Raw genomic sequence first — 13579 nt, forward strand, 5'->3', positions numbered from 1 at the left:
GATCGCTGCCCGACACCGCCGCGCGGGGGGTGGTTGTTGCCGGTGCCCACGTCTGGGTCTACATTGACGGTCACAGCGACCACGCGTGTGGCGCGTCGGTGCCCTGGTCCCGTCATCGCTCGGGGCCAATCTCTCCTTCAGTCGCCGGGATGCCCGGCGGCCGGACACTCATGATCGCTGTACGACAACTCCGCGGGTCCTCCCGCCCGGGGCCGATGATCCTCATCGGACCGCCGGACCGGCCAAGACCCGCGAGACGCCCCGCCCCGTGCGGGACGGACACATCCGCTGGTCAGGGTGGTCCCCGGGCCGGTCAGGAAGGACCTGTGTGACCGAAACCGACGTCATCTCCACCGACGCCGAGGGATCCTCGGCCTCCGCGCCCGAGCGGCGCCGTCGGGGAGGTGTCTCCGGCATGGTGCTGGCCGAACTGCGCGAGCTCGCGACCTCGCTCGGCGTCTCCGACACCACCGGGATGCGACGCAACGACCTCATCTCCGAGATCAAGCGGCGGCAGTCCGGCAGCGGGGACCAGCTCCCCCTCGCCGAGGACGCCTCCGAGGGATCGAACGGCTCGAGCGCCCGCGCCGAGAGCCCCGCCGAGAGCCCGGCCCCGGCCGACGAGCCGGCGGCCGAGAGCGCTCCCACGCGCCGTCGCGGCACCCGCCGCCGCGCCACCGCCGCCTCCGGCCCCCCGCCGGTCGGCGACGAGGCGCCCAGCGGTGATGCGCCTGCGGCTTCCGCGCCGGCCACGGCCGACGCACCCGGGGCCCCCGACGCCTCCGCCGTGACCGCCGCCTCCGACGCGCTGCCCGGCGCCGAGGCCGCCGCGGCCGCGGCCACCGAGGCGCCGACCTCGAACGGCTCGTCCGGCTCGTCCGGCTCGTCCGAGGGCTCCGGCTCCTCCCGGCGCGGCCGACGCGGCGCGCGCCGCGAGGCGGGTCCGGGCGTCGGCGACGCCGAGTCCGGCGGCGCTCCCGCCGAGTCCCCCGCGGAGACCTCCACCGAGTCCTCGGACGTCGAGGCCGCCGCGGCGACCTCCACCGAGCAGACCTCCGCGCCGACCACGACCCCCGACAGCGACGGCGACGGGCAGGGCGGCGAGCAGGGCGGCGGCCAGTCCCGTCGCCAGCGCGAGCGCGACCGCGACCGCGACCGCCAGCAGGGCGGCCGGCCCGACCAGAACGGCCAGCAGGGCGGCGGCCGCGGGCAGCAGCAGGGCGGCGGCAACCAGCAGGGCGGCGGCAACCAGCAGGGTGGCGGCAACCAGCAGGGCGGCGGCAACCAGCAGGGCGGCGGCAACCAGCAGGGTGGCGGCAACCAGCAGGGCGGCGGCCAGCAGCAGACGAACCAGCGCGACGACGACGACGATGACGAGGACGGCGGTGGCCGTCGCCGCGGCCGTCGCTTCCGCGACCGTCGCCGCAACCGCAACGACCGCGGGGAGCGCCCGGAGCGCAACGACCGCGGCCAGGGCGGCGGCGGGGGCGAGCCGGAGGTCCGCGACGACGACGTCCTCATCCCGGTCGCCGGCATCCTCGACGTGCTCGACAACTACGCGTTCGTCCGCACCTCGGGCTACGCCTCGGGGCCGAACGACGTCTACGTCTCGATGTCGCTGGTGCGCAAGCACGGCCTGCGCCGCGGTGACGCCGTCACCGGCCAGGTCCGCCAACAGCGCGAGGGCGAGCAGAACCGGCAGAAGTTCAACCCGCTGGTCCGCATCGACTCGATCAACGGGCTCGACCCGGAGGCGGCGCGCAAGCGCCCCGAGTTCACCAAGCTCACCCCGCTCTACCCCAACGAGCGGCTGCGCCTCGAGACCGAGTCGCACCTGCTGACCACGCGCGTGATCGACCTGGTCATGCCGGTCGGCAAGGGCCAGCGCGCGCTGATCGTCTCGCCGCCGAAGGCCGGCAAGACGATGGTGCTGCAGGCGATCGCCAACGCGATCACCACGAACAACCCCGAGGTCCACCTCATGGTCGTGCTCGTCGACGAGCGGCCGGAGGAGGTCACCGACATGCAGCGCTCGGTGAAGGGCGAGGTCATCGCCTCGACCTTCGACCGGCCGCCGTCGGACCACACGTCGCTCTCGGAGCTGGCCATCGAGCGGGCGAAGCGCCTGGTCGAGATGGGTCACGACGTCGTGGTCCTGCTGGACTCCATCACCCGCCTCGGGCGCGCCTACAACCTGGCGGCCCCGGCGTCCGGGCGCATCCTGTCCGGCGGTGTCGACTCGACGGCGCTCTACCCGCCCAAGCGGTTCCTGGGTGCGGCCCGCAACATCGAGGACGGCGGATCGCTGACCATCTTCGCGACGGCCCTGGTCGAGACCGGGTCGACGATGGACACGGTGATCTTCGAGGAGTTCAAGGGCACCGGCAACGCCGAGCTCAAGCTCGACCGCAAGCTCGCCGACAAGCGCATCTTCCCCGCGATCGACCCCGACCCGTCGGGCACGCGCAAGGAGGAGCTGCTGCTCTCGCCGGACGAGATGGCGGTGACGCACCGGCTGCGCCGCGTCCTGGCCGCGCTGGACTCCCAGCAGGCCATCGAGCTGGTCCTCGACCGCCTGCGCAAGTCGCGGACGAACATCGAGTTCCTCATGCAGGTCGCCAAGACGACGCCCGGCAAGGACGACGAGTAGCGGGTCGACCCCGCTCGTGGAGCGAACGGCACGTCCACTTCGTCGCGTGAAGCGACAGTGCCGTTCGCTCCGTCCGGGCCCCGCCGCGCGATGATGGCCGCCATGGACACCGACCAGGTGGTGAGCGCCCGCCGCGAGATCGACGCCGGGGCCGATGTGATCTTCGAGTTCATCGCCGACCCGGCACGTCAGCCCGAGTGGGACGGCAACGACAACCTCGCCGAGGCCGCACCGGGGCAGCGCGTGCGCGCCGTCGGCGACGTCTTCACCATGCGGCTGACCAACGGTGGCCTCCGCGACAACCACGTGGTGGAGTTCGAGGAGGGCCGGGTCCTGGCGTGGCAGCCGTCGGACCAGGGATCGCCGCCGGCGGGTCACCGGTGGCGGTGGGAGCTCGAGCCCCTCGGTCCGGGCCGCACCGCGGTGACCCACACGTACGACTGGACGCACCTCACCGACGAGGGCCGCTTCGCCCGGGCGCGCGCGACGACGTCCGACCGGCTGGCAGCGTCGCTCGAACGGCTCGCGACGAGGGTTGAGTAGTTCCACCGGAGACCCGGGGTGGGGTCAGCGGCGAGGCTCCAGGCATGACAGAGCAGCCCGGCGCCGGCCTCCCCGCCCTCCCCGGTCCCTGGACGGCGATCCTCGAGGAGGCGCGCCGCTACCCCTCGCCACACAACTCCCAGCCGATCACCGTGCGGGTGCACGACGATCGCCGGGCGGAGTTCTTCTACGACCTCGACCGCGGCCTGCCCGCCGAGAACTTCGGCATCCCGTTCGCGCACGTCTGCGCCGGGGTGTTCCTCGAGTCCCTCGCGACGGTCGCGGCGGCGCACGGCTGGGCGGTCCGCGAGACCCTGCGCCTCGCCGAGATGGACTTCTCGTCCCCGCAGCGCCAGCACCTGCTCGGCGGCCTCGAGCTCACGCCCGTCCCCGTCACCGACGCGGCCTGCGAGCAGATGGCCGCGTTCCGCCGGCGCCGCACCTCGCGCCGTCCGTACGACCGCCGCCTCGTCGACCGGGCCGTTCTCGAGGAGGTCGCGGCGATCGCCGGCGACATGGGCCAGCGGTTCGGGTGCACCGACGAGCAGCGCCTGGTGGACGACCTCATCCGGATCAACCAGGAGACGCTCTTCGACGACCTGCGCGACGACGCGGTCCACGAGGAGATCCTCACCTGGATCCGCACGTCGAAGCGGCAGGCGGCCGCCACCCGTGACGGGCTCTCCGCCGAGACCATGCTGATGCCCGGCCCCCTGCTCCGGATCGCGATGCGCCACCGGTGGCTCTGGGACCTGCCCCTGGTCGGCGACCTCTTCCGCCGGGTCTACCTGTCGACGATGCGCGGGGTCCGCGAGCTGGGCTGGCTGACCGGCCCCTTCGAGACCCCGGGCGACCACGTCGAGGCCGGCCGCTGCTTCCTGCGCCTGTGGCTCGCCTTCACCCGTCACGGCGTCGACCTGCACCCCTTCGGCACCGTCATCACCAACCCGCGCTCGCACGCCGCGTTCGTCGAGCGCACCGGGATCGACGAGTCCGGCGGCCGGATGGCCTGGATGCTCTTCCGCTACGGCACCGGGAAGCCGCCGCCCCGGGCCTGGCGACGCACGCTCGACGCGATGCTGATCAACGGTGAGGACCACGTCCCGTCGGGAGCGACGTCATGAGGCTGTTCTGGTGGTGCCAGGAGATGCTCGTCGACCTCCTCGGACGGTTCCCCACGACCCACGCCCTGCTGCTCGCCCCCGGGTTCGAGCGTCTGCGCTGGTGGCTCGGACGCCGCCGCGCGGCGCGGACGGCCGCTCGCACCGCCCGCCGCGTCCCGGCGTACGGCCGGTTCCTGGCCGAGCGGGGCGTGTCGGGGCGGCCCTTCGAGGGTCTCCCGGAGATGGACAAGAGCAGCTACATCACCCGCTACCCCATCCTCGAGCGGTGCGTGGGCGGGCGGCTCCCGCGCCGCGGGGTCGTCGTCGACGAGTCCTCGGGCTCGACCGGCACCCCGACCAGCTGGGTGCGGGGCCCGGTGGAGCGGCGGGCGTCGCGCGAGGTCCTGCGCGTCGGCTTCCTGCGCCACGCCGGCAAGGACCGCCCGGTGTTCGTCATCAACGCCTTCTCCCTCGGGGCGTGGGCCACGGGGATGAACGTGACCGCCGCGCTGACCCGGGTCTCGACGATCAAGTCGTGCGGGCCGGACCGCGACAAGATCATCAACACGATGCGGGAGTTCGGCACGGGCTACACGTACGTGATCACGAGCTACCCGCCGTTCCTCAAGGGTCTGCTCGAGGACGACCGGCTCGACTGGTCGGCCTACGACGTGGTCTGCGCCTTCGGGGGCGAGGGGATCAGCGAGGGCATGCGCGACCACATCCTGCGCCGCGCGCGGAAGGTCGTCGGCGCCTACGGGGCCAGCGACCTCGAGATCAGCATCGCCGTCGAGACCGAGTTCACGATCGCGCTGCGCCGGGCCATCGCCGCCGACCCCGCGCTCGCCACGGCCCTGACCAGGCAGGACGAGTACGGCGTGCTCCCGAACATCTTCCAGTTCAACCCGTACGCCTACCTGGTCGAGGAGAACGACGAGGGCGAGCTGGTCGTCACCATCACCCGCCCCCAGAACGTCGACCCCCGGATCCGCTACAACATCCACGACCGCGGGCACGTGCTGCGGATGCGCGACGTGCTGCCGGTACTGCGCCGCTTCGGGCTCACCGACGTGCTCGACGAGCGGGTGCTCGACCTGCCCCTGCTGCTGCAGTACGGGCGCAGCGACCACTCGGTGGACTACAACGGGGCGGTCGTGCCGCCCGACGGGGTCCGCGACGCCGTGGCCGGCGACGCCGAGCTGGTGGAGGCCGTCGAGAACCACCGGGTCGTCTCGTTCGAGGACCGCGCCGGCGACCGGCGCCTGCACCTGGCCCTCCAGCTCGCCGACGGTCGCACGCTGGCCGACCCCACGGCGGCCGGGCACCGGCTGCTCGCGGCGATGCGGCGCGCCAACCGCGACCTCGACAACGCGATCCGCACGAGCTCGCCGGGCACCGAGCCCACGGTCGGCGTCTACCCCTTCCGGACCGGCGTCTTCGCGGGCGACGGGGGCCGGCTCAAGAACGAGTACGTGTGGATCCTCGACGCCCCGGGGGCCGAGGCGGCGGGCCTCGACGAGCAGGTCGTCGCCGCCCGCAGCGGATGACGCGCCGGGAACAACGCGACCCCCCAGGTGGTTGTGCAGCTCAGCGGGCGGTCCTGCGAGAATGGCCCGCACATCAGGTACCGGTTCACCCCAGCACCACCGGGGACCCGGCGACCACGACGCGAGAGGACCAGACCGTGAAGAGCGGCATCCACCCCGATTACCACGAGACCTCGGTGCTCTGCAGCTGCGGGAACTCGTTCACCACCCGCAGCACGAAGCCCGGTGGCAACATCACCGTCGAGATCTGCGCCGCGTGCCACCCGTTCTACACGGGCAAGCAGCGGATCATGGACACCGGCGGTCGTGTGGCCCGCTTCGAGGCGCGCTACGGCAAGCGCACCCCGACCAAGAAGTAGCTCCCGCGACGCCCGTCGCCCCTGCGCCACGCGCGCGGGGCGGCGGGCGTTCTGCGTGTACGGGGCAGGTCCACCGACGAGAGGAGGCGCGCGATGGCATCGCAGGCACCGGCGGACTCGATGACGTCCTCGCCCGGCGTCACGGCCCTGCTCGAGGAGCACGCGGGGCTCGAGGCGCGCCTCGCCGACCCCGACGTGCACGCCGACCAGGCGCTCGCGCGCTCCCTGGGCCGCCGCTACGCCGCGCTCGCCCCGGTGGTCGCCACCGTGGAGGAGCTGCGCGGGGCCGAGGCCGACCTCGCCGATGCCCGTGAGCTCGCCAAGGAGGATTCCGCGTTCGCCGCCGAGGTCACGGAGATCGAGGCGCGGGTCGGGACGCTGCGCGACCGCCTGTCCGAGCAGCTCGTGCCCCGCGACGCGGCGGACGCGAACGACGTGGTGGTCGAGGTGAAATCGGGGGAGGGCGGCGAGGAGTCGGCGCTGTTCGCCGGCGACCTGCTGCGCATGTACTCCCGGTACGCCGAGCGCCGGGGCTGGAAGGTCGAGGTGCTCTCGGCCACCGAGTCCGACCTCGGCGGCTACAAGGACGTCACGGTCGCCGTCACCGCGCCGGGGAGTGAACCCGAGGGCGTCTGGGCCTGGCTCAAGTACGAGGGCGGGGTGCACCGGGTGCAGCGCGTCCCGGTCACCGAGTCCCAGGGCCGCATCCACACCTCCGCGGCCGGCGTGCTCGTCTACCCCGAGGTGGACGCCGCCGCGGACGTCGAGATCGACGAGAAGGACCTGCGCGTCGACGTCTTCCGGTCGTCGGGCAAGGGCGGGCAGGGCGTCAACACCACCGACTCCGCGGTCCGGATCACCCACCTACCCACCGGTGTGGTCGTGTCCTGCCAGAACGAGCGCTCGCAGCTGCAGAACAAGGCCCGCGCGATGGACGTGCTGCGCAGCCGCCTGCAGGCGATCGCGGACGAGGCGGAGGCGGCCCAGGCGTCGGCCGACCGTCGCAGCCAGGTCCGCACCGTCGACCGCTCCGAGCGGGTGCGCACCTACAACTACCCGGAGAACCGGATCTCCGACCACCGCGTCGGCTACAAGTCGCACGACCTCGACCGGGTGCTCGACGGCGACCTCGACGCGGTGCTCGACGCCCTGCGCTCGGCCGACCGCGCGGAGCGGATGGCCCAGTCCGTGCCGTCGGCGGACGAGCCGCGCTCCTGAGCCCCGCGAGCCCCGTGGACACCGTCGCCCGGGCGGCCGCCCGGCTCGCCGAGGCCGGCGTCGCCTCCCCCGGGTGGACGCCGAGCTGCTCGTCGCCCACGTCCTGGGCGTCCCGCGCGGCCGTCTGCTGCTCGCCGACCCGCCGGACGAGGCGCAGGGCGTGGCGCTCGACGCGCTGGTCGCGCGCCGCGCCGCCCGGGAGCCCCTCCAGCACCTGCTCGGCACCGCGGTGCTCGGTCCGGTCGAGGTGGCCGTCGGCCCCGGCGTCTTCGTGCCCCGCCCCGAGACCGAGGTGCTGCTGGAGCGCGCACTCCGGATGCTCGATGCCGGCCCGCCGGTCGTCGTCGACCTCTGCACGGGCACCGGTGCGCTCGCCCTCGCGCTGGCCCGCGCCCGCCCGGACGCCGTGGTCCACGCCGTCGAGACCGCGCCCGAGGCCCTGACCTGGGCGGGGAGCAACCTCGCCGGCTCGGGCGTCACGCTGCACGACGCCGACGTGACGCGGCCCGGGGTGCTCGCGGCGCTGGACGGCACCGTCGACCTCGTGACCTGCAACCCGCCGTATGTGCCCGAGGGGCTGGCCGTGCCGCCCGAGGTGCACGCCGACCCGCACGGCGCGGTGTTCGCCGGCCCCGACGGCCTGGACGTGATCCGTCCCGTCGCCGCGCTGGCCCACCGGCTGCTGCGGCCCGGGGGAGCGGTGGCGCTCGAGCACGACGACTCCCACCCCGCGGCCGTGCGCGAGGTGCTCGCGGCCGCCGGGTTCGCCGACGTCACCACCCACGACGACCTGACCGGGCGCCCCGGGTGGCGACCGCGCTGCGCCGGATCCCGGGGCCCTAGGCTGGCGCGCCGTGAGCACGACGTACGACTGCGAGGACCCCGCGACCCGACCCACCGGGCTGGCGGCGGCGGCCGCGGCGGTGCGGGCGGGACGGCTGGTCGTCGTCCCCACCGACACCCTCTACGGGATCGGGGCGGACGCCTTCTCGGCGCGCGCGGTGGCCGACCTGCTGGCCGCCAAGCAGCGCGGACCGGACATGCCGGTCCCGGTGCTGGTGGGCAGCTGGTCGACGATCGACGGGCTGGTCGGCGCCGTGCCGCGCGTCGCGCGCGACCTCGTCGAGGCGTTCTGGCCCGGCGGGCTCTCGATCGTCCTGCCGCACGCCCCGAGCCTGGCGTGGGACCTCGGGCGCACGCGCGGCACCGTGATGCTGCGCATGCCCCTGCACCCGGTGGCCCTCGAGCTGCTGCGCGAGGTCGGTCCCATGGCCGTGAGCAGCGCGAACGTCTCCGGTCGCGAGCCGGCGACCACGGTGGCCGACGCCCGCGAGCAGCTGGGCGAGAGCGTCGAGGTCTACCTCGACGGCGGGGTGTGCGCGACGGGCGTGGCCTCGACGATCGTCGACCTCACCGGCGACGTCCCGCGCCTGCGCCGCGAGGGCGCCGTCACGGCCGACCAGGTCTCCGAGGTCATCGGCACCCCCGTCTCCTTGTGAGCTCCGCCCTCATCGGGGCGGAAAGTGCTCACGAGGGGATGTGACCCAGGTTCCAGGGGCGGGGCGCGCTCCGGTGAATGGCCGGTAACGTGAGGTGTCATGGCAGCCGACTCGCAGCACTTCTGGGGACCGGACTACGACGCCCTCCGGGCCGTCGACCCCGAGATCGCCCAGGTCGTCGACGACGAGCTCACCCGGCTGCGCGGCGGACTGCAGCTCATCGCCAGCGAGAACCTCACCAGCCCGGCCGTGCTCGCGGCGCTGGGCTCGACGCTGTCGAACAAGTACGCCGAGGGCTACCCCGGCCGCCGCTACTACGGCGGCTGCGAGGTCGTCGACCGCGCCGAGGAGATCGGCATCGAGCGCGCCAAGACGCTCTTCGGCGCCGAGCACGCCAACCTCCAGCCGCACTCCGGCGCCAACGCCAACCTCGCGGTCTACGCGGCGTTCTGCCAGCCCGGCGACAAGGTGCTGGCGATGTCGCTGCCCCACGGCGGGCACCTCACGCACGGCGCGAAGGTCAGCTTCTCGGGCAAGTGGTTCGAGCCGGTGCCCTACACCGTCCGCGAGGACGACGGCCGCATCGACTACGACCAGGTGCGCGACCTCGCGCTCGAGCACCGGCCGAAGATGATCGTCGCCGGCGCCACCGCCTACCCCCGCCTCATCGACTTCGCGAAGTTCCGCGAGATCGCCGACGAGGTGGGCGCGAAGCTCTGGGTCGACGCCGCCCACTTCATCGGCCTCGTCGCCGGCCAGGCGATCCCCAGCCCGGTGCCCTACGCCGACGTCGTCACCTTCACGACGCACAAGGTCCTCCGCGGCCCGCGCGGCGGCATGCTCGTCTCGAAGGCGGAGCACGCGAAGGCCCTGGACAAGGCCGTCTTCCCGTTCCTGCAGGGTGGGCCGCTCATGCACGCGGTCGCCGGCAAGGCCGTCGCCCTGGCCGAGGCGGCGACGCCGGACTACCAGCGCTACGCCCGCCAGGTCATCGCCAACGCCCAGGCCCTGACCTCGGGCCTCGAGTCCCAGGGCATGCGCGCGATCTCCGGCGGCACCGACACCCACCTCGCGCTGCTCGACCTGCAGCCGCTCGGGGTCACCGGCAAGGAGGCCGAGGCCCGCAGCGGTCTCGCCGGCATCACGCTGAACAAGAACGCGATCCCGTACGACCCGCAGCCGCCCATGACGGCCTCGGGCATCCGCGTCGGGTCGCCGTCGATCACCACGCAGGGCATGACGGAGTCCGAGATGGGCGACGTCGCGCGGCTGATCGCCTCCGCCGTGACGGCCGACGAGACCAGCGAGGTGGGCAAGAAGGCCCTCGCCGACGTGCGCGACGAGGTGACGGCCCTCGTGTCGCGCTTCCCCGCGTACCCCCGCTAGACGAGCGCGGGTCTACTCTCGGGCTCCGTGGGCCCGTCAGCGGATTTCGCCCCGATGGGGCTCCCGATCCGGGAGTACCTCCTGGTCGGGCTCTGCGCGGCGGTCGTCACCTACCTGCTCACGGGGCTGGTCCGTCGCCTCGCCATCCGTGCCGGGGCGATCGCGGTGCCCCGCGGGCGTGACGTTCACACGGTGCCGATCCCGCGCCTGGGCGGCATCGCGATCTACCTCGGCGTGGTGGCCGGGGTGTTCGTGGCCAGCCAGCTCCCGGTCCTGCGGCGCGCCTTCGACTACTCGACCGAGACGGTCGCGGTGCTCGTCGCCGGCGGGCTCATCGTCACCGTCGGGGCCCTCGACGACCGCTACGGCCTCGACGCGCTCACCAAGCTCGCCGGCCAGGCCACCGCCGCGGGCGTCCTCGTGCTCATGGGCGTGCAGTGGACGGCGGTGTACCTGCCCTGGGGCGGCACCGGCGGGAGCACCGGCTCGGTGCTGCTGCTCGGGCAGGACCAGGGCGTGCTCATCACCGTGTTCCTGTGCGTGCTGCTGGTCAACGCCATGAACTTCGTCGACGGCCTCGACGGCCTGGCCGCGGGCATCGGCACGATCGCGGCCACCGCCACCTGCGCGTTCGCGCTCGGGCTGCTCGGCCAGCAGAACGGCGACGTCAACGCCTACCCGCCGGCCCTCATCGCCGCGGTGCTCGCCGGGGCCTGCGCCGGCTTCCTGCCGCACAACTTCCAGCCCGCGCGGCTGTTCATGGGCGACTCCGGCTCGATGTTCATCGGGCTGACGCTCGCGGCGGCCACCACCACCGCGTCGGGACGCACCAACTACTCGACCACCGGCGCCACCGGCGCGCTCGCCCTGGTCACGCCGCTGATCGTCGTCGCGGCCGTCGTCTTCGTGCCGCTGCTGGACCTGCTGATGGCCGTGGTGCGCCGCACCCGGGCGGGCACGAGCCCGTTCGCGCCGGACAAGATGCACCTGCACCACCGGCTGCTGGAGATCGGCCACTCCCAGCGCCGGGCCGTGCTCCTGATCTACCTGTGGGCCGGGGTGCTCGCGTTCGGGGCCGTCGCCCTGGCACTGATCGACAACGCGTTCGTGGTGGTCTGGATCGTCACCGTCGGCGTGCTCGTCGCCGTGCTGGCCTCCGCCGTCCCCCGCCTGCGCCCCCGCGCCTGACTCCCCGAGACCTCCCCCGAGGAACCGATGACAGACCCGATGACCAGCCCCGAGCCGGACCCCACACCCCCCGTGACCCCGGCGTCCGGCACGCCGGACGGCACCACGGCCAACCCGGTCAACCCGCTCAACCCGTCAGCCACCCCCGCGAACACCGCCCAGGTCCTCGAGGCCAGCCGGGCGATGCTGTTCGGGGGCCTGTGGCCGGCGCTCGCCGTCGCCGTGCTCGCCGCGGTGGTCGCCGGGCTGCTCGCGGGCACCACCGGGGTGGTCGCGGCGATCGTCGGCGCCGTCGTCGTCATCGCGGTCTGCTCGCTGGGCCCGCTGGTGATGCGCTGGACCGCCGCCGCCGACCCGATGGTCGTCATGGCCGCCGCGCTCGTGTCGATGATGGGCAAGCTCGGGCTGCTGCTGGTCGTCTTCCTCGTGCTCCAGGCCCTGGGCGTCGTCGACACACGCATCGCGGCGCTCGCGCTCGGCCCGACGGCGCTGGCGTTCATCGTCGGCGAAGTGATCGCCTTCGCGCGGCTGAAGACGCCGACGATCGCGGTCTGACCGTCCCCCGGACGGCCGTCCCCTACTCGGCGGTGTGGCCTCCGACGGCCCGTAGTGGACGGGGACGAACCTGCTGATATGGTGCGCCCGATGGCGCAGGACAGCCTCCGCGGTGACGCGGGACGCACCCCCCAGAAGGGGTCCGCGGACCAGTCACCGTCGGAGGCCTGGACGGTCCTCTCCCATCTGATCACCGGCATCCTGGTGTTCGGACTGGCCGGATGGGGAATCGACACCCTGCTCTCGACGCGCTGGTTCCTGCTGGTCGGGCTCCTGCTCGGTGGGGCCGCGTCCTTCAGCTTGATCTACATCCGTTACCTTTACATCCCCCCTGAGCCCCTCCCTCGACCCGGTGAACCCGCCGGCCCGGAGGACCGGAAGGAGCAGCACGGGTGATCTCGTCGTTGACGCAGGTACCGGCGCCACCGGTCCCGCCTCCGATGCCTGCCGAGGGCTTCAAGGCCCCCGGCGTCGAGGACTTCAACATCCCTCCGATCTTCGAGGGCATCCCCGTCCTCGAGTGGATCGACAAGGTCTCGATCCAGTTCATCCTGGCCGCGGTCATCGTGTACGCCTTCTACGCACTGGCCACGAAGGACGCGAAGATCGTGCCGGGCCGGCTGCAGTTCGCCGCGGAGAAGTTCCAGGGCATCGTCCGGGACCAGATCGCGCGCGACAACATCGGTCCTGATTTCCGCAAGTACGTGCCCTACCTGGTGGCACTCTTCGCGTTCATCCTGGTGAACAACGTGTTCGGGATCTTCCCGTTCATCCAGTTCCCGTCGTTCTCCCACCCGGGCATGGCGTACGCGCTCGCCGCCATCACGTGGCTGATCTACAACTACGTCGGCATCAAGAAGCAGGGCTTCGGCGGCTACGTCCGGCTCATGACCTGGCCGCCCGGCGTGCCGGGCTGGGTCCGGATCATCCTGACCCCGATCGAGTTCCTCTCGAACTTCATCCTGCGGCCGGTCACGCTCTCCCTGCGGCTCTTCGGCAACATGCTGGCGGGCCACCTGTTGCTGCTGGTCTTCATCTTCGGCGGCGAGTACATGCTCACCGTCGCGGACGACCTCGTCCTCAACGTCCTCTCGCCGTTCGCGTTCCTCTTCGCGATCGTCATGACGTTCTTCGAGGCCTTCATCCAGGTGGTGCAGGCCTACATCTTCACGGTCCTCACCGCGTCGTACATCGGTGCGTCGCTGGCCGACGAGCACTGACTCGACACCGATCCACCGGGTCGCCGAAACCACCGGCGCCGTCCCTCCCCGATTCAGCGAACGAACACCGGAAAGGAACCCCTCATGGTTCAGGGCAGCCTCAACATGGTCGGCTACGGCCTCTCCGCCGTCGGCCCCGGTATCGGCGTCGGCATCGTCTTCGCCGCGTTCATCAACGGCGTGGCGCGTCAGCCCGAGGCCCGCGGCCAGCTGCAGACCATCGCGTTCATCGGCTTCGCCCTCTCCGAGGCGCTCGCCATCATCGGTCTGGTGCTCGCGTTCGCCATCTGATTCCCGCTGACCGGTCGCCG

The 13579-nt window shown here is 72.9% G+C and carries 13 protein-coding genes and 1 pseudogene; all 14 read left to right on the plus strand.

The genetic code is table 11. The annotated features are described in order from the left end of the window. Nucleotides 1–328: 328 nt before the first annotated feature. Nucleotides 329–2650, plus strand: coding sequence for a transcription termination factor Rho (gene rho, locus ACQPYN_RS09460; protein WP_433036217.1), 2322 nt, complete (start codon nt 329–331; stop codon nt 2648–2650). Between the two features lie 102 nt (nt 2651–2752). After that, nucleotides 2753–3193, plus strand: coding sequence for an SRPBCC family protein (locus ACQPYN_RS09465; protein ID WP_433036219.1), 441 nt, complete (start codon nt 2753–2755; stop codon nt 3191–3193). 44 nt (nt 3194–3237) lie between these two features. Next, entirely contained in the window at nt 3238–4317 is a 1080-nt protein-coding gene (locus ACQPYN_RS09470) for a hypothetical protein (RefSeq protein ID WP_433036221.1), read from the plus strand. Continuing rightward, a complete protein-coding gene (locus ACQPYN_RS09475) occupies nt 4314–5843 on the plus strand; it encodes a phenylacetate--CoA ligase family protein (protein ID WP_433036223.1) in 1530 nt (509 codons plus the stop codon). Before ACQPYN_RS09470 ends, ACQPYN_RS09475 begins: the two co-directional genes overlap by 4 nt. 137 nt (nt 5844–5980) lie before the next feature. Beyond that, nucleotides 5981–6202 (plus strand): 50S ribosomal protein L31, encoded by a 222-nt coding sequence (gene rpmE, locus ACQPYN_RS09480; RefSeq protein WP_274189378.1) that lies wholly within the window; start codon nt 5981–5983, stop codon nt 6200–6202. Nucleotides 6203–6295: 93 nt separating this feature from the next. Then, nucleotides 6296–7420, plus strand: coding sequence for a peptide chain release factor 1 (gene prfA, locus ACQPYN_RS09485; RefSeq protein WP_433036225.1), 1125 nt, complete (start codon nt 6296–6298; stop codon nt 7418–7420). A gap of 14 nt (nt 7421–7434) precedes the next feature. Further along, nucleotides 7435–8225 (plus strand): annotated as a pseudogene (gene prmC, locus ACQPYN_RS09490) (peptide chain release factor N(5)-glutamine methyltransferase); the annotation flags it as partial. A 49-nt stretch (nt 8226–8274) separates the two neighbouring features. Further along, entirely contained in the window at nt 8275–8919 is a 645-nt protein-coding gene (locus tag ACQPYN_RS09495; protein WP_433036227.1) for an L-threonylcarbamoyladenylate synthase, read from the plus strand. 99 nt (nt 8920–9018) lie between these two features. After that, a complete protein-coding gene (glyA, locus tag ACQPYN_RS09500) occupies nt 9019–10305 on the plus strand; it encodes a serine hydroxymethyltransferase (protein ID WP_433036229.1) in 1287 nt (428 codons plus the stop codon). Between the two features lie 54 nt (nt 10306–10359). Then, nucleotides 10360–11493 (plus strand): glycosyltransferase family 4 protein, encoded by a 1134-nt coding sequence (locus tag ACQPYN_RS09505; protein ID WP_433036231.1) that lies wholly within the window; start codon nt 10360–10362, stop codon nt 11491–11493. A gap of 39 nt (nt 11494–11532) precedes the next feature. Further along, nucleotides 11533–12048 carry a hypothetical protein gene (locus tag ACQPYN_RS09510; protein ID WP_433036233.1) on the plus strand — a complete coding sequence of 172 codons (516 nt, stop codon included), beginning with the start codon at nt 11533–11535 and terminating at the stop codon, nt 12046–12048. Between the two features lie 90 nt (nt 12049–12138). Beyond that, a complete protein-coding gene (locus tag ACQPYN_RS09515) occupies nt 12139–12444 on the plus strand; it encodes an AtpZ/AtpI family protein (protein WP_433036235.1) in 306 nt (101 codons plus the stop codon). A 44-nt stretch (nt 12445–12488) separates the two neighbouring features. Next, nucleotides 12489–13268 carry a F0F1 ATP synthase subunit A gene (gene atpB / locus ACQPYN_RS09520; RefSeq protein WP_433036237.1) on the plus strand — a complete coding sequence of 260 codons (780 nt, stop codon included), beginning with the start codon at nt 12489–12491 and terminating at the stop codon, nt 13266–13268. Nucleotides 13269–13352: 84 nt separating this feature from the next. Then, the gene (gene atpE / locus ACQPYN_RS09525; protein WP_116706531.1) at nt 13353–13559 is read left to right on the plus strand and encodes an ATP synthase F0 subunit C; all 207 of its coding nucleotides are present in this window, start codon (nt 13353–13355) and stop codon (nt 13557–13559) included. Nucleotides 13560–13579: the final 20 nt, after the last annotated feature.

It is taken from the genome of Actinomycetospora sp. CA-053990, from assembly GCF_050948445.1.
In the GTDB taxonomy this organism is placed as follows: Bacteria; Actinomycetota; Actinomycetes; order Mycobacteriales; family Pseudonocardiaceae; genus Actinomycetospora; species Actinomycetospora callitridis.

What these genes read in the sequence shown, in the direction of transcription:
- ACQPYN_RS09465 (WP_433036219.1), top strand. Translation starts at nt 2,753, where the DNA reads ATGGACACCGACCAGGTGGTGAGCGCCCGCCGCGAGATCGACGCCGGG.
- ACQPYN_RS09470 (WP_433036221.1), top strand. Translation starts at nt 3,238, where the DNA reads ATGACAGAGCAGCCCGGCGCCGGCCTCCCCGCCCTCCCCGGTCCCTGG.
- ACQPYN_RS09475 (WP_433036223.1), top strand. Translation starts at nt 4,314, where the DNA reads ATGAGGCTGTTCTGGTGGTGCCAGGAGATGCTCGTCGACCTCCTCGGA.
- prfA (WP_433036225.1), top strand. Translation starts at nt 6,296, where the DNA reads ATGGCATCGCAGGCACCGGCGGACTCGATGACGTCCTCGCCCGGCGTC.
- glyA (WP_433036229.1), top strand. Translation starts at nt 9,019, where the DNA reads ATGGCAGCCGACTCGCAGCACTTCTGGGGACCGGACTACGACGCCCTC.
- ACQPYN_RS09505 (WP_433036231.1), top strand. Translation starts at nt 10,360, where the DNA reads ATGGGGCTCCCGATCCGGGAGTACCTCCTGGTCGGGCTCTGCGCGGCG.
- ACQPYN_RS09510 (WP_433036233.1), top strand. Translation starts at nt 11,533, where the DNA reads ATGACCAGCCCCGAGCCGGACCCCACACCCCCCGTGACCCCGGCGTCC.
- ACQPYN_RS09515 (WP_433036235.1), top strand. Translation starts at nt 12,139, where the DNA reads ATGGCGCAGGACAGCCTCCGCGGTGACGCGGGACGCACCCCCCAGAAG.
- atpB (WP_433036237.1), top strand. Translation starts at nt 12,489, where the DNA reads ATGCCTGCCGAGGGCTTCAAGGCCCCCGGCGTCGAGGACTTCAACATC.
- atpE (WP_116706531.1), top strand. Translation starts at nt 13,353, where the DNA reads ATGGTTCAGGGCAGCCTCAACATGGTCGGCTACGGCCTCTCCGCCGTC.